Source organism: Nonomuraea sp. JJY05, from assembly GCF_043496855.1.
GTDB lineage: Bacteria > Actinomycetota > Actinomycetes > Streptosporangiales > Streptosporangiaceae > Nonomuraea.
On the sequence record NZ_JBIEIS010000010.1, the window covers coordinates 197,307 to 211,007 of the forward strand.

Consider the following 13,701-nt stretch of genomic DNA (forward strand, 5'->3'; position numbering starts at 1 on the left):
GGCAAGGGCGTGCCCGAGTGTCACCGCGCATCCCACGCTGTTCGTCACCCTCACCGCACCCAATTTTTGGAACGGTCCATGTTCGACGCGAGCAAAACGACAAGGTCCTGCCCTGCCACGCCCGCCGCAACGCCGGAACCTGCCCACACGGGCGCATCATGTCCTGCACAGCCAAGCACAGCCCTGATGATCCACACCTTGGCGAGCCGCTGTGCCCAGACTGCTACGACTACACCGGCTCTGTCCTCTTCAACGCCCTGGCGCCGCTGCTGTGGAAGCGCCTCGCCGACTCCCTACGCCGCCGCCTGGCCAAGCTCGGCGGCCTGACCCTCAAGGAGCTCCGCGAACACCTCACGGTTTCCTTTGCCAAGGTCGCCGAATATCAGCGGCGCGGCGTCGTCCACTTCCACGCAGTCATCCGCCTCGACGGCCCAGGTGGCCCTACCGCGCCACCACCGCCTTGGGCCACCACCGACGCCCTGACGCAAGCCGTACGACACGCAGCCCAGGTCGTCAGCGCCCTCGTGCCTGCCATCGACGACCAACCCGCCAGCCTCCTCAAGTGGGGCCAACAGATCGACACCCGCCCCATCACTCTGAACGGCGACCTCACCGAACAAGCCGTCGCTGGTTACATCGCCAAGTACGCGACCAAGGCGGCCGAGTGCGTCGGCACCCTCGACCGCCGCATCAATCCCCTCGACAACCTCGACGCCTACAACCTCCGTGAACACCCCAAGCGACTGATTGCCGAATGCCTCCGCCTCGCCGCCATAGAGGACCTGGCCGACCTCCGCCTCGCCAACTGGGCCCACATGCTTGGCTTCCGCGGGCACTTCTCGACCCGATCCCGCCGCTACTCCACCACCCTCGGCGAACTCCGCGCCGCCCGTGAGCAGCACGCCCGCGACCACGAGATCACGACAGGCCGTCTGCCCTTCTTTGACGAGGACATCGTTCTCGTGATCAGCGAATGGACCTACGCAGGAAAGGGCTACAGCGCCGGAGACCAGCTACTTGCGGCGGCCATCACCAACACGCCCCTGGCGGGGGGCTGCCCATGACGCGGCTACTCCTCACGGTCCCCGAGGCAGCTGAAGCCCTGGCCATATCGCGCAGCAAGCTCTACCAACTGCTCGCCACCGGCGCGGTCGACTCCGTCCGCATCGACGGCTCCCGCCGCATCCCCGTCTCCGCCCTCACCGACTACATCACCCACCTGACCAGGAAGGAGATCGCCGTATGACCAAGACACTCGTCGGCGCCCCGGACCAGCAACCGCGCAAGAAGAAGACACCCAAACTGCGCGACGGCGTCATGAAGCGCGGCACCACCTGGTCATACGTGATCAGAGTCCGCGACCCCGAAACGGGGGAGAGCAAGCCTCGATGGGTGGGCGGCTTCGTCACCGAGGACGACGCCAAGGCCGCTCGCGATGAAGCACGGGTCAAGGCCCGCCGCGGCGAGTACGTCGACCGCAGCACCATCACGGTCCGCGAGTATCTCGACGAGTGGTTCGAGGCCCACGCGGTCGAGATCAAGCCCAAGACGCTCGCCGACTACCGGCACATGATCACCCGGTACATCAAGCCCAACATCGGCACCCTGCGACTGCAGGCCGTCCGGGCGTCCACGATCACGAAGCTGTACCGGGACCTCATGGCCGGCGGCGGCAAGAACGGACGACCCCTGTCCTCCCGCACGGTCGACTACGTCCACGCCATCCTCCGGAAGGCCTTCCGCGACGCGGTGAACGTCGACGAGTTGCTCTCGTCCAGCCCGGTCGAGAAGGCCAAGCGTCCCCGCCGAGAGATCAGGGAACCGGGCACCGTCTGGACCGCGGAACAGCTCAAGGCGTTCCTTCGGTACTCCCGCGATCATCGCCTCTGGTCCTTCTTCCACTTGGCGGCCTACACCGGCGCACGTCGTGGCGAGCTCCTTCACCTCCGGTGGTCGGACGTGGACCTCGACGCCAAACAGCTCGTCATCAGAGGCTCGGCGTCCTTCATCGACGGCGCGCGCATCGAGGGGACCACCAAGAGCGACAGGAAGCGCATCGTCAGCCTCGACGACGGCACCGTCACCGTCCTGCGCAACCAGCACAAGATGCAGGCCGCCGACAAGCTCAAGGTCGGCCCTGAGTGGCGAGGTGGTGGCGACTACGTGTTCACGACCGGCTGGGGTGAGCCCGTCCACCCGGACACGCTCAGCTCGCTGTTCCCGATCCTCACCAAGCGCTACAACAAGGCCCACCCGGATGACCTGCTACCGCATGCCCGCTTGCACGACCTTCGCCACGTCCACGCGACCACGCTCCTCCTGGCCGGCGTGCCGGTCCACGTCGTCGCGGCCCGCCTCGGCCACGCCGATCCCTCGATCACCCTCAGGGTCTACGCTCACGTGATCCGCGCGGCGGAAGCCTCGGCGGCGGACATCTTCGCCCAGTCGATCAACGGCCAGGAGCCCGGTGTAGCAGCCCTGTTAGCAAGATCCCGAGATTGTCCTGACAAATGCAAAGGCCCGCTCCAGGATGTCCCTGGTGGCGGGCCTTGATGCTGTGCGCGGCCGACAGGAGTCGAACCCGTAACCTTCTGATCCGTAGTCAGATGCTCTATCCATTGAGCTACGGCCGCTCGCTGCGTAAGCAAGCATAGCGGGTTCTGAGGAGTACCTCGAACCAGATATCGCAATCATGGGCCCACCTCCTCCATCTCGCCCGGCCGTCACGGCCACGCGGGCCCCCGACCGGAGGGTGATCTCGCTGGTCGGCCGGGAGTGGCGGTACATCGAAGGGTGTATCCACAGGCGGGTCCCGCGCAGGAGGGAACCGGGTGAGCGGGATGGTGAGATGGGGGCATGAAGCGGGTGGCGTTGGGGGCCGGGGTGGCCTTTGCGATGGGGGTGGTTCTCATCGCGGGTGGGGCCGCGCTCCAGCGGGGCGTGCCCGTGTGGCTGCTGGGCGTGCCGCTGGCGATCACCTGTGCCGGGGTGCTGGTGCGGCAGCGGGCGCCCCTTGCCTCGCTGGGGCTGGGGGTCGTCGCGATCACGATCGACGCGTTCGTGGGGCCTTCTCTGGCGACGGTGCTGATTTTCACGGACAACCTCTATGCCGCGGCGCTTTACGGGCCGGCTCGGTTTGCTCGGTGGCTGCTGGGGATCACCGCTGTGCTGGCGGTCGCGGCCGGGGCCGTGGCCGGGTTCCTGGCCGAGGACTGGCGGATGCTCGCCGTCATGGGGGTGCAGGCGGGGCTGGTGCTGGTGACGCCTGTCACCACGGCGCTGCTGCTGCGGGAGCATCGGGATCGGGCGGCGGCGGAGCGGGAACGGGCCGAGCAGGTGGCTCATCTGGCCGAGCTCGACCGGCAGGCGGCCGTCGCGGCGGAGCGTACGCGGATGGCTCGGGAGCTGCACGACATGATCGCGAACCATTTCAGCGCCATCGCCATCCAGTCCACCGCCGCGCTTTCGCGCAAGGATCTCGATCGGGAGACTGTTCGGAGGGTCATGGAGTCCGTACGGGAGAACAGCGTGAAGGGGCTGGCCGAGATGCGGACGATGATCGGGCTGCTGCGGCAGGAGGGTGACGATCCCGCTGAGGCCATGCGGCCCCGGCTGGCCGATGCCGAGACGTTGGTGGAACGGGTCACGCGGGCCGGGTCGGTCGCCGAGCTGCGGGTCGAGGGGGAGTCGCGGGAGCTGCCCGCACCCGTCGACCTCGCCGGATACCGGATTCTGCAGGAGGCGCTCACCAACGCGCTCAAGCATGGGCAACCGCCTGTCCGGGTCGTCATCACGTACGAGGCGGGGCGGGTTCTGATGAGTGTCGAGAACGCGGTCGGCGGGCGTGGGGCGCGGCTGCCTGGTGCTGGGGCAGGGTTGATCGGGATGCGGGAGCGGGTCTTGTTGGTGGGCGGTTCTTTCGAGGCTGGGGCTTCGGCGGACGGTGATCTGTGGCGGATGTCGGCTGAGTTGCCCACCGGTGATGAGCAGGCGGTGCCGTACACGGCCGTCCTGGGCTTCGGGTCCCGGGAAAGGGAACCCGGGGCCGAGACGCGGCCGGAGGGGGCGCGGTGACGATCAAGGTGCTGGTGGCCGACGATCACGCGGCGGTCCGGGCGGGGATCGTGCTGATTCTGGACGGGGTCGAGGACATCGAGGTCGTCGGCGAGGCGGCGGACGGGGAGCAGGCCGTGGCCATGGCCCGGGAGGCGCGCCCGGACGTGGTGTTGATGGATGTGCGGATGCCGCGGCTCGACGGCATATCGGCCACCCGGGAGCTGGCGGGGGTCAGCGATGTGCTGATCCTGACCACGTTCGATCTTGACGAGTACGTCTTCGGGGCGCTGCGGGCGGGGGCCGCCGGGTTCCTGCTGAAGAACACCGATGCCGAATCACTGGTCGAGGCCGTGCGGCTGGTGGCGCGCGGGGATGGGCTGATCTCGCCCGGGGTCACGCGGAAGCTGATCGCGGCGTTCGCCGGGCAGGCGCCGCGCAGGGAGCCGGTGACCGATCCGGGGAGTTTGACGCCTCGGGAGCGGGAGGTGCTGGCCTGCATCGGGCGGGGGCTGTCGAACGCCGAGATCGCCAGAGAGCTGGACATGGCGGAGGCCACGACGAAGACGCATGTCAGCCGGGTGCTGAACAAGCTGGGGCTGAAGAGCCGGGTGCAGGCGGCGATCTACTACTCGGGAGAAGGAGGGTAGGGGCTCGATCCGGACGTTGCCGGGCGCCTGACCCCCACCCTGGCGGCAGCGCGTCCCGTTCGAGGCGGCCGTGGAGGGGAGTCACCGGGGGATGGCCGCCACGTTCAGGACGATGTACTCCTTGGCGTCCTGCACCCTCGACCCGGTCCACCAGAAGGGCGCGGTCGAAGGCGAGGTCGAGTATCCGTACCCTACCGAGCCGTCCCCGGCGGCGAACGGCCTCTCCCCGAGCTTGGCCATCGCCCCCGTCTCGAGGTCGTACACGACGCCCAGCGGCACCCCCCGCTTCATCGGCTCGTCCCGCACGCCGAAGATCGCATAACGGTCGCCCAGCAGCCCAAGTCTGGCGCTTGTGATCGGCCGCAGCTGCTCAGGCAGGATCTGCCGCTCGGACCCGTCCACGCGCTGCACGATCGCGCGCTGCCCCTGCGCTCCGACACACCACTCCGGATGGCACTGCATCGACCGCACTCCGTCGGGCAGGGAGACCTCGGTCGACTCGTCGGTCTCCAGGTTGACGATCCGGTTCCGAATCGCGCCGGCAGCCCAGGGCCAGTAGGTCAGCCGGAGCCCGTCGGTGCCGGGCAGGAGCTGAGGAGTCCCGCCGGTCACGGGCATGCGGTAGACGCCGCCTCCTCTGACCGACCACACAAGGGCGTCCTCCGTGACCCCGAACGAGTCGACATCCTGCGCGACCTGGCTGACGCGCCTGGCCGCGCCGCCCGCTCGTGGCATGATCCAGAAATTGACCGGCCCGCCGCCGAGCGGGCCCGTGTACCAGGCGATGTACCGCGTTCCCACCGCCACGTATCGCAGGTCCCGGGCCTCGGGGATGGAGCCCAGGATCCGGATCGTGCCGCGCGCCGAGTCGTACACCTCCAGCCGCCGCTCCTTCTTGGACGTCGCCAGCAGCAGCACCTCGGTCACGCTCATGCTGGTCGCCACCTGCGTTCGCCACCCCTCGGAGTCGTAGGCGGGCACTCTGACCACGGCCCGCGGCCACAGCTCGGCGGCCGACCTGATCGAGTCCCAGCCGTGCAGGACCGTCGCGGGCTCGGCCCGGCGGTGGTCGTCCGAGCGTGAGACGATCGCGGCCGTGCCCGCCACGACCGCCACCACCGCCGCGGCGGCGAGCACCACCCGCACGCGCTGCCTGGTACGCCGGGCGCGGCGGCGGCGGGCCACGCCGGCCGCGAGGTCGTGGTGTTCCATCTGGACGGCCGCCGCCCGCAGGGTCCGGACCAGATCGCGCTCGTCCCTCACCGCGTCACCACGCCTTCCCGAAGCCCCGCTCATCGCGCCTCCTGCAGCACTCGCTTGATCCGGAGCTTGTCCAGGGCGCGGGCCGCCTGGCTGCGCACGGTGCCGCGGGAGACGCCGAGGATCTCGGCGATCTCCTTGTCGGAGAGGTCCTCGTAGTACCGGAGCACGAGTACGGCTCGCTGCTTGCGGGGGAGTTCCTGGAGCTCGGCCCAGAGGTCGGCGTCGCCGTACCGATCGGGTTCGCCGCGCTCGGGGACGGCGGCCACCAGGTCCTCCCGGCGCCTGCGGCGCCACGACCTGATGTGGAGCCTGACCATGGTCGTGCGGACGTACCCCTCAGGGTCGTGCTTCTTGCGCACGCGGGGCCAGGCGTCACCCAGCCGGGCCAGAGCCTCCTGTACGAGATCGGCCGCGTCCTCGGCATTTCCGGCCAGCACGAAGCCGTACCGGAGCAGCGCGTCGCCCCGGGCTCGGACGAACTCGTCGAAATCCTCCACGAACCCAGGGATCACACGGGACGCGCTTCTGTTGCAAACTACTCGGCGGGAACGTACAGGCTCAGCGTCTCGGCGATGCAGGCGGGCCGCTTCTCGCCCTCGATCTCGATCGTCATCTTCAGGTTGGCCAGGTAGCCGGCCGGGGTGCCCTTGACGTCCGTCAGCTCGCCCACGGCCCTGATCCGGGCGCCGACCATGATCGGCCGGGGGAAGCGGACCTTGTTGAGGCCGTAGTTGACGCCCATGGCGATGCCCTCGACCTTGACCATCGAGAACATGAACGACGGCAGCAGCGACAGGCTCAGGTAGCCGTGGGCGATCGTGCCCCCGAACGGCCCCTCCTTGGCCCGCTCCACGTCGACGTGGATCCACTGGTGGTCGTCGGTGGCGTCGGCGAAGAGGTTGACCTGGTCCTGGGTGACGGTGCGCCACTCGGTCGGGCCGAACTTCTCACCGACGGCCGCCTTGAGCTCCTGAACATTCGCGAAGGTCCGCATGGATCCGAACGCTATTGCGCGGGCGGGACACCTGCCAAGTTCAGGACTCGCCGGGCCCACCACGGGTTACGAAGATCTTTACTCGAAACCATCGCATAGGTGTTCGAGTCCGCGCTACAGTTCTGTGTACCGCAATCGAACAAGGGTTCGGCCTGGTGAGAGGGGGTGTGTCCGATGACGGTGCTCGCGACCGCCCCTGCTCGGACACGCCGTAGCACTTTCTTCCCAAATCTAAGACGGCCGCTATATCCGGCAATAAAGTCCGAGAGCGTGGACCCTGTGCGAAACCCCTACGCCCCCGGTGCCGGCCAGCGTCCCCCGGAGCTCGCCGGGCGCGACCGAGAGCTGCAACAGTTCGAGGTCGTGCTGGAGCGGGTGGCCCGCGGCCGTCCCGAGCGCAGCATGGTCGTCACCGGCCTGCGGGGGGTCGGGAAGACCGTTCTGCTCAACACGTTCAAGTCCATGGCCATGCAGCGGCTGTGGGGCACGGGCAAGATCGAGGCCCGGCCCGACCAGTCGATCCGGCGCCCCGTGGCGGCCGCGCTGCACATGGCCATCCGGGAACTGGCGCCGCGCCACCGCGCCCCCGAGCGCATCGAGGAGTTCCTCGGCGTGCTCAAGGCGTTCGCCATGCGCGATCCGGCGGCGGCCAAAGGCACCTCCCACTGGTCGCCCGGCATCGAGGTGCCCGCCAGCCGCGGGCGCGCCGACTCCGGCGACCTGGAGATCGACCTCACCGAGCTGTTCGTCGACGCCGCGAGCGTGGCCACCGACCTGGCCGTGGGCATCGCGCTCTTCATCGACGAGATGCAGGACGTCCCGGCCGCCGACGTCTCGGCGCTCTGCGCCGCCTGCCACGAGCTCTCCCAGACGGGCGGGCCGCTGATCGTGGTGGGGGCCGGGCTGCCGCACCTGCCGAGCGTGCTGTCGGCCAGCAAGAGCTATTCCGAGCGGCTCTTCCGCTACGCGCGCATCGACAAGCTCGACCGCGAGGCGGCCGATCTCGCGTTGATCCTGCCGGCGCGGGAGGAAGAGGTGGAGTTCACCCAGGAGGCCCTCGACGCCCTTTACGAGGCGGCCGACGGCTACCCCTACTTCGTGCAGGCGTACGGCAAGGTCGCCTGGGACCTGGCGCCGCGCAGCCCGATCACCATCGAAGACGTCAAGGTCTCCGCGCCGGAGGCCGAGGAGGAGCTTGCGGTCGGGTTCTTCGGCAGCCGCTACGAGCGGGCCACCCCGGCCGAGCGCGACTACATGCACGCCATGGCGCAGATCGGCGACGAGCCGGTCGCCACCGCGGAGGTGGCCGACGCCCTCGGGCGAAAGCCGTCCAGCCTCTCGCCCGCCCGTGACAGCCTCATCAAGAAAGGGCTCATCTACAGCGCCGAGCGCGGTCTGATCGCGTTCACGGTGCCGCACTTCGGGAAGTTCCTGCGCGCTCAGCCGATCTGAGCGACGCCCCTAGACCTCTATTGGGCTGTCTAGTGGGGAAGCTAGACAGCCCAATAGAGCTATATCGCCATGCCTGTCGAGCGGAATCTAACGCTTTCTAGCGTCAGGCCGATACTGGCGTATATTCCGGCAGAGATCCGCTGTCCGCCGCGCCGACCACGGCCATCCGCACCGCCGGGCGCCGGCCGCTGAGGTAGACGGCGAAGACGACGTCGTCCGCGTCGTGGTTGCGGAAGGCGTAGAAGCGCCAGCACAGCTCGCGCCAGCTGTCGTACGGCTCGGGTGAGGTCAGCTCGCCCGCGTGGGCCCGCCAGGTGCCGCTCGACCGGAGCCTGGCCAGCGTGACCGACTCGGCGGGGCCGCGGCGCTGTTCGCAGGGGGCGCGGAACCGTACGCGGTCGATCAGTTCCTCGATCTCCGGGGAGAGGAGCGCGAGCACGGCCACGCCCGCGACCGTCAGCCACGACGGGTGGATCACGGCCGCCCATCCCGGCACCGGCGCCCACACCGACAATCCGGCCATCCCGGTCAGCGCGACCGTCCGGCCGACCGAACGCAGTCCGACCGGCGCCGAGCTCACCTCGCCGAAGCAGCCGCAGCCCGCATCCGGCCGGCGCCTGCGCAGCTCCAGCAGCACGTACGTGGACAGGGCGAAGAAGGCGACCGTACCCCACCGGAAGAACGGATGCGTCGTGACCAGCAGCCCCGTGGCCAGGAACAGCTCGCCCGCCGCGCAGACCAGCAGCGCGATGGCCTGCATCCGCCCCGGAACCAGGACCGCGGGCCCCAGTCTGGACAGCGAACCGGGTTCGCCGCCGGTGCGCACGGTGATCAACTTCGCCACCATGCCCAGGAGGAGCAGCCCGATCAGAAGCGGCAGCTGCGATTCGAGCACGTAACCGTCACCCCAATCCGATCTGAGCGTTGAAACAGCCTTTGATCAGGTCGCCGCCGAGCTCCACATAGGAGAACGGCGACAGCTCCACGACCCGCCCGCGCGGCGAGGTGTCGCACTCGACGCAGCGGTCGCAGAAGCGCCCCGCGACGCATCCGCACGCCACCACGGGCACGTTGGCGTTCCGCTGCGAACACAGGTTCCTGACCTGGAGCAGCGACCCTACGGCGAGGTACGGCAGCCCGGTGCACGACACCCCGGCGTCGGGGCAGCCGGTGTCGGAGCGCTCCAGCATCGGGTACGCGGCGCCGCGCTCTTCCTCGTCGAACGTGTCCGACCAGGTGGCGGGGCCCGAGATGCGGGACTGCAGCCCGGCGTACGCGGGCGGCGGGGCCGGCACCGCGCGGGCCGGATAAGGAGGCTGCGAGGTCGCGGGCAACATGGCCAGGCTCGTCCCCTCCTGCCTGATCCCGATCGCGTCGAACAGGTAACCGGGCTCGAACTTGGGATGCCGCACCTGCAGTCGCCCCGACGCCCGGTAGGGGATGACGACCGTGCGGTGGCCCCGGTGCGGCCCGCAGTCGAGCTCGACCGTCAGGTCCCTGCGCCCGCTGATCGACAGGATCGTCCCGGTGATGCGGGTGGTGTCCGCCCAGATGCGCTCCACCACGCGGCCGTCGCGCGTACGCATGATGACCATGGAACCCGCGGGGAGGTCGGCGGGCGCGGCGTCCTTCCCGTGCCAGGCGGTGGCCCAGGGGGCGATCACCAGCCGCTCCTCGGCGCCGGCGGGGGTCTCGATGATGATCAGATGCGGGCTCACGTCCCTGATCTCGCCGGCGACGGCGCGTAAAGGCTCCCCATTGTCCGGGTCAGGGCCGGGAACGCCGGATTCGCGACCGAGTGCGGCCGCGGCGAGCACCCGGCGGCGCTCAACGCTCGGATACCCCATCGGCCCCTCCCTCGTCGGTACTAGATTCACACGACTTGGGCGTAGCTCACACCGTAGCGACGCAGACGGGATCAAAATACGCATCCCCGGGGAAGTGAGAAGACACCCGGCGTCGAACAAACCGCCACCGACCTTGACCTACCTTTATCGTCGGCGGACCGAAACCTGAATTCTGGTTCAAGCCCAATAGAGCATCAGGCTGCGATTCTGGCCACGATGCAGACCACCGGTTGGGAAGACGAGTTCCGCGAGTACGTGAGGGCGCGCGGTCCTGCTCTGCTGCGCGCGGCCCACCAGCTCACCGGACACCCGCTGGACGCGGAGGATCTGCTGCAGAACGCGCTGACCAAGACGTACCTGGCCTGGGACCGCATCGAGGACCGGGGGGCGCTCGACGGCTATGTGCGGCGGGCCATGGTGAACATCAACATCTCGCAGTGGCGGCGGCGCAGGCTGGAGGAGTATCCCTCGGACGAGCTGCCCGAGGTGTGCTGTACCTCCGAGGAGCCGCACGGGGACGTGCACGAGCAGCTGGAACAGGCCCTGGAGGAGCTGCCGGAGCGGATGCGGGCGGCGATCGTGCTGCGGTATTACGAGGACATGACCGAGCCGGAGATCGCCAGGACGCTGGGGATCAGTGTGGGCACGGTCAAGAGCACGGTGTCACGGGCGATGGCCAAGCTCAGGAACGCGCTGGGCCTCCCGTCCCACCACGGGCGCGGCTCATGAGCTCCGGCCCTGCGGCCTCCACCTAAGTCGCGACTCCCGCCTGGCTTGCGGCCTTCCCTGCGCATGCGGCGGCGGCCTGCGCCTCGGATGCCCCAGCCGCCCCCGCGGTGGCGCAGGGCCGTACCACGTCTCTGATCCTTCGCAACGTGGCCAGGAACGCCTCCAGCTCCTCCGCGCCCAGCAGCCCGGTGAACCAGTCGTCGATGTCCTGCACGTGCTGCGGCAGCACGGACTCCAGCCGCGCCCGCCCGGTCTCGGTGAGTACGGCGTAGGAGGCCCTGCGGTCGCTGGGGCACGCCTGCCGGGTCACCAGCCCTTCCCGCTCCAGCCTGTCGACGACCCTGGTCACCCCGCTCGTCGACAGCTCGGTCTGCGCGGCCAGATCGCTCATCCGCAGCCGCTGCCCCGGGGACCGGGCCAGCCGGATGACCGTCTCGAAATCGATCTCCGACAACCCCGCAGCGCTGAGCACCGGCTGGAATCTGGCCATCAGGCCGCCATGGACCTCCGCCAGAAGCCCTACGGCGGTCAGCCGGTGGTCGTCAAAGTTCATCACCCTCATAGCGTAGCTGACGATAGTTGACGCGCGGAATATTCCTCGTGTAGAAATTTGTTGCCGCAGACATCCGCACAGCAACGAACCCCTATCGAGGAGAACCCCGATGACCACCACCCGCACCTGGGAGTCCCTGACCATCCCCGCCGTCGGCACCTACAACTTGGATGTGGCGCACACCCGCATCGGTTTCATGGTCAAGCACATGATGGTCAGCAAGGTCCGTGGCCACTTCGGCTCCTTCAGCGGCTCGGTCACGATCGCCGAGAACCCGCTCGAGTCGACCGCCGAGCTCACGATCCAGGCCGACAGCATCGACACCGGGGTCGCCGACCGCGACGGCCACCTGCGCAGCGACGACTTCCTGGCCACGGAGAAGTTCCCGACGATCACCTTCAGGAGCACCCGCGTGGTCGGCCACTCCGGCGACGAGTTCACCGTCGTCGGTGACCTGACCGTCCGTGACGTCACCAAGGAGGTCGAGCTCACGGTCGAGTACGGCGGCGCCGGCACCAACCCGTGGGGCGCGCCGGTCTGGGGCTTCTCGATCACCACGGAGTTCGACCGCGAGGAGTTCGGCCTGACCTGGAACCAGGCCCTGGAGACCGGCGGCGTCCTGGTCGGCAAGAAGGTAAAGATTGAGATCGAGGGCGAGGCCAACCCGGCCGCGTAACCTGGTTATCCACAGCCCCGAAGCCCGTCCACGCTCTGGGCGGGCTTCATCCACAGGCAGTTACCCACAGGCTGTTGATAACTCTTGGCGAAGGACGGGGAGCAATCACTTTGCCGCCTCGCCAGAAGGCCGGTACGCTGTCCTGAGCCGCGAAGGCTTCCAGGAGGATTCGCCTAGTCAGGTCTATGGCGCCGCACTGCTAATGCGGTTTGGGTTTACCGCCCATCCGGGGTTCAAATCCCCGATCCTCCGCAGGTGAGAGCCCTGCCCCAAGATCACGGGGCAGGGCTCTTTGATCTTGGCTGACCCGATGCCGGACCATTGCGCTAACGACAGGCCCTGGCATCATCAAGTGGGTCTGGACTCACACGGGCACGAAGCCATCTCCTTTGATCCCGACCTCGGTGTGGTCAAGGCGGAACTCAGCCTCGGCATCGAGGGGCCCACGTGCGCGGTCCGCCTGCATGGCAAGGGCTGCGTGGTGACCTTCAATCGCTATAAGTGCGACGGATTCGACACGATCGTCATGGAACTGCTGGACTGACCGGCGCTGTTCTATTGTGAGTACGGCGTCTAAGAGGCCCGCGCAGGAACTCCGATTCGACGAGCGCCTGCGCCGGGACGTGCTGACGGCCTGCTGCCGACATGGATGGCCGGTACCCCAGGGATGCGGTCGCACAACCCGGACCCGCACGGCGGCCCGTACCGAGCGCGTTGGGGCGCCGCACCGGTGTTTCCCTGACCGGCATCGATCGTGTGCGGTACGGTCTTACCAGGATCTGCTGTGGAACGTACGCGAGCGAGGGGCTCCCTCCCCGTCGGCGGAACCCCTCACATGCCATCGCGCCAAGCATTAGGCGCAGCCGCGCGCCTTCACGGAGAACGCTGGGATGGTCACACTGCCTCTGCTGAAATGCCGCGTGACCCAGACCGTGGCACCCTCGAACCGCAGCTCGTACTCGCCGTTTCCACGGCACGCGTAGTGGTCGGTGTAGGTGCTGGTGTTGCCGTTGCGGGCGATGTACACGCTGTTGCTCCGCTCCTCGGTCCAGGCGCGGACGCCGTCCTTCGACAGGGTCAGCTTCGAGTCCATCGAGCAGTCGGAGTTAGACCACAGGACGACGCCGTGCCAGCACTCCAGGGTGACGGTGTCGGTCGGCTCCAGCGTGGGACCGCCGAAGGCGTGCTTCTTCCAGGTCTCGGTGAGGCAGATCGTGACTCTGGCGGAGTAATTGCCGGAGGCGGCCTCCTTGTTGGCGCAGCCGCGGGGAGGGTTCTGCGAGGGCGCGTGCGCGGAGGCGGCGTGCGGGATGGCGGTGAGGGCTACAGCAGCGGTGAGCAGCACGGTCAAGCTGCGGAACGGTTTCCTCATCCACCGGATGCTACACAAAGTAGCGATACAGATGCAGTAAGTAACTGGCGATCTCTCACGGCCACATCATCACGAGGTCGACGCATCCGTGGCCGATCAAGAGCTCCGCTTC

General features: G+C 68.4%; 16 protein-coding genes and 2 tRNA genes. 10 read left to right on the top strand and 8 right to left on the bottom strand.

The window, feature by feature from the left end; genetic code table 11:
* Positions 1–17: 17 nt before the first annotated feature.
* The 3 genes from ACFKCF_RS17820 to ACFKCF_RS17830 are packed head-to-tail and all read left to right on the top strand — an operon-like array spanning position 18 to position 2,553.
* On the top strand, positions 18–1,064 hold the full coding sequence (locus ACFKCF_RS17820) for a replication initiator (RefSeq protein WP_394494844.1): 1,047 nt from the start codon (positions 18–20) through the stop codon (positions 1,062–1,064).
* Positions 1,061–1,246 (top strand): helix-turn-helix domain-containing protein, encoded by a 186-nt coding sequence (locus ACFKCF_RS17825; protein WP_394494846.1) that lies wholly within the window; start codon positions 1,061–1,063, stop codon positions 1,244–1,246. Before ACFKCF_RS17820 ends, ACFKCF_RS17825 begins: the two co-directional genes overlap by 4 nt.
* Positions 1,243–2,553: a tyrosine-type recombinase/integrase gene (locus tag ACFKCF_RS17830; protein WP_394494848.1), complete on the top strand. Its 1,311-nt coding sequence runs from the start codon at positions 1,243–1,245 to the stop codon at positions 2,551–2,553. The genes ACFKCF_RS17825 and ACFKCF_RS17830 overlap by 4 nt, the downstream gene beginning before the upstream one ends.
* Positions 2,554–2,560: 7 nt before the next feature.
* On the opposite strand, the gene ACFKCF_RS17835 is transcribed toward ACFKCF_RS17830, so the two are convergent.
* Positions 2,561–2,633, bottom strand: a tRNA-Arg gene (locus ACFKCF_RS17835).
* Between the two features lie 223 nt (positions 2,634–2,856).
* Between ACFKCF_RS17835 and ACFKCF_RS17840 the strand changes: the two genes are divergently transcribed.
* Together ACFKCF_RS17840 and ACFKCF_RS17845 are read left to right on the top strand one after the other, a co-directional pair.
* Positions 2,857–4,074, top strand: coding sequence for a sensor histidine kinase (locus ACFKCF_RS17840; protein ID WP_394494850.1), 1,218 nt, complete (start codon positions 2,857–2,859; stop codon positions 4,072–4,074).
* Positions 4,071–4,703 carry a response regulator gene (locus ACFKCF_RS17845; protein WP_394494852.1) on the top strand — a complete coding sequence of 211 codons (633 nt, stop codon included), beginning with the start codon at positions 4,071–4,073 and terminating at the stop codon, positions 4,701–4,703. The genes ACFKCF_RS17840 and ACFKCF_RS17845 overlap by 4 nt, the downstream gene beginning before the upstream one ends.
* Before the next feature lie 81 nt (positions 4,704–4,784).
* On the opposite strand, the gene ACFKCF_RS17850 is transcribed toward ACFKCF_RS17845, so the two are convergent.
* Genes ACFKCF_RS17850 through ACFKCF_RS17860 form a run of 3 tightly spaced genes read right to left on the bottom strand, consistent with a single transcriptional unit; the run spans position 4,785 to position 6,960 of the window.
* Positions 4,785–5,966, bottom strand: coding sequence for a hypothetical protein (locus ACFKCF_RS17850; RefSeq protein WP_394494854.1), 1,182 nt, complete (start codon positions 5,964–5,966; stop codon positions 4,785–4,787).
* Between the two features lie 29 nt (positions 5,967–5,995).
* Positions 5,996–6,463: a SigE family RNA polymerase sigma factor gene (locus tag ACFKCF_RS17855; RefSeq protein ID WP_394494855.1), complete on the bottom strand. Its 468-nt coding sequence runs from the start codon at positions 6,461–6,463 to the stop codon at positions 5,996–5,998.
* 38 nt (positions 6,464–6,501) lie between these two features.
* Positions 6,502–6,960, bottom strand: coding sequence for a MaoC family dehydratase (locus tag ACFKCF_RS17860; RefSeq protein ID WP_394494857.1), 459 nt, complete (start codon positions 6,958–6,960; stop codon positions 6,502–6,504).
* A gap of 270 nt (positions 6,961–7,230) precedes the next feature.
* On the opposite strand from ACFKCF_RS17860, the gene ACFKCF_RS17865 reads away from it, so the two are divergent.
* The gene (locus ACFKCF_RS17865; protein WP_185069755.1) at positions 7,231–8,412 is read left to right on the top strand and encodes an ATP-binding protein; all 1,182 of its coding nucleotides are present in this window, start codon (positions 7,231–7,233) and stop codon (positions 8,410–8,412) included.
* 103 nt (positions 8,413–8,515) lie between these two features.
* On the opposite strand, the gene ACFKCF_RS17870 is transcribed toward ACFKCF_RS17865, so the two are convergent.
* Both ACFKCF_RS17870 and ACFKCF_RS17875 read right to left on the bottom strand, forming a co-directional pair.
* Positions 8,516–9,307, bottom strand: coding sequence for a MauE/DoxX family redox-associated membrane protein (locus tag ACFKCF_RS17870; RefSeq protein WP_394494858.1), 792 nt, complete (start codon positions 9,305–9,307; stop codon positions 8,516–8,518).
* Between the two features lie 7 nt (positions 9,308–9,314).
* Positions 9,315–10,259 carry a hypothetical protein gene (locus ACFKCF_RS17875; RefSeq protein ID WP_394494860.1) on the bottom strand — a complete coding sequence of 315 codons (945 nt, stop codon included), beginning with the start codon at positions 10,257–10,259 and terminating at the stop codon, positions 9,315–9,317.
* 216 nt (positions 10,260–10,475) lie between these two features.
* Between ACFKCF_RS17875 and ACFKCF_RS17880 the strand changes: the two genes are divergently transcribed.
* Positions 10,476–10,988 carry a SigE family RNA polymerase sigma factor gene (locus ACFKCF_RS17880; protein WP_394494861.1) on the top strand — a complete coding sequence of 171 codons (513 nt, stop codon included), beginning with the start codon at positions 10,476–10,478 and terminating at the stop codon, positions 10,986–10,988.
* Between the two features lie 22 nt (positions 10,989–11,010).
* Here the strand turns inward: ACFKCF_RS17880 and ACFKCF_RS17885 are convergent, their stop codons facing one another.
* Positions 11,011–11,541 carry a MarR family winged helix-turn-helix transcriptional regulator gene (locus tag ACFKCF_RS17885; RefSeq protein WP_394494863.1) on the bottom strand — a complete coding sequence of 177 codons (531 nt, stop codon included), beginning with the start codon at positions 11,539–11,541 and terminating at the stop codon, positions 11,011–11,013.
* A 109-nt stretch (positions 11,542–11,650) separates the two neighbouring features.
* On the opposite strand from ACFKCF_RS17885, the gene ACFKCF_RS17890 reads away from it, so the two are divergent.
* The 3 genes from ACFKCF_RS17890 (at position 11,651) to ACFKCF_RS17900 (ending at position 12,761) form a co-directional block, all read left to right on the top strand.
* On the top strand, positions 11,651–12,217 hold the full coding sequence (locus tag ACFKCF_RS17890) for a YceI family protein (protein ID WP_192789254.1): 567 nt from the start codon (positions 11,651–11,653) through the stop codon (positions 12,215–12,217).
* Between the two features lie 162 nt (positions 12,218–12,379).
* Positions 12,380–12,469: transfer RNA gene (locus tag ACFKCF_RS17895), tRNA-Ser, on the top strand.
* A 100-nt stretch (positions 12,470–12,569) separates the two neighbouring features.
* Positions 12,570–12,761, top strand: a complete 192-nt coding sequence (locus tag ACFKCF_RS17900; protein ID WP_394494865.1) for a hypothetical protein — start codon at positions 12,570–12,572, stop codon at positions 12,759–12,761.
* A 309-nt stretch (positions 12,762–13,070) separates the two neighbouring features.
* Here ACFKCF_RS17900 and ACFKCF_RS17905 read toward each other — a convergent pair whose 3' ends face one another.
* A complete protein-coding gene (locus ACFKCF_RS17905; protein ID WP_394494866.1) occupies positions 13,071–13,589 on the bottom strand; it encodes a hypothetical protein in 519 nt (172 codons plus the stop codon).
* Positions 13,590–13,701 lie beyond the last annotated feature (112 nt).

Excerpts from the sequence above, each read along its gene's own strand:
- ACFKCF_RS17830 (WP_394494848.1), top strand. The coding sequence starts at position 1,243 with ATGACCAAGACACTCGTCGGCGCCCCGGACCAGCAACCGCGCAAGAAG.
- ACFKCF_RS17875 (WP_394494860.1), bottom strand. The coding sequence starts at position 10,259 with ATGGGGTATCCGAGCGTTGAGCGCCGCCGGGTGCTCGCCGCGGCCGCA.
- ACFKCF_RS17885 (WP_394494863.1), bottom strand. The coding sequence starts at position 11,541 with ATGAACTTTGACGACCACCGGCTGACCGCCGTAGGGCTTCTGGCGGAG.
- ACFKCF_RS17905 (WP_394494866.1), bottom strand. The coding sequence starts at position 13,589 with ATGAGGAAACCGTTCCGCAGCTTGACCGTGCTGCTCACCGCTGCTGTA.
- ACFKCF_RS17840 (WP_394494850.1), top strand. The coding sequence starts at position 2,857 with ATGAAGCGGGTGGCGTTGGGGGCCGGGGTGGCCTTTGCGATGGGGGTG.
- ACFKCF_RS17825 (WP_394494846.1), top strand. The coding sequence starts at position 1,061 with ATGACGCGGCTACTCCTCACGGTCCCCGAGGCAGCTGAAGCCCTGGCC.
- ACFKCF_RS17890 (WP_192789254.1), top strand. The coding sequence starts at position 11,651 with ATGACCACCACCCGCACCTGGGAGTCCCTGACCATCCCCGCCGTCGGC.
- ACFKCF_RS17880 (WP_394494861.1), top strand. The coding sequence starts at position 10,476 with ATGCAGACCACCGGTTGGGAAGACGAGTTCCGCGAGTACGTGAGGGCG.
- ACFKCF_RS17860 (WP_394494857.1), bottom strand. The coding sequence starts at position 6,960 with ATGCGGACCTTCGCGAATGTTCAGGAGCTCAAGGCGGCCGTCGGTGAG.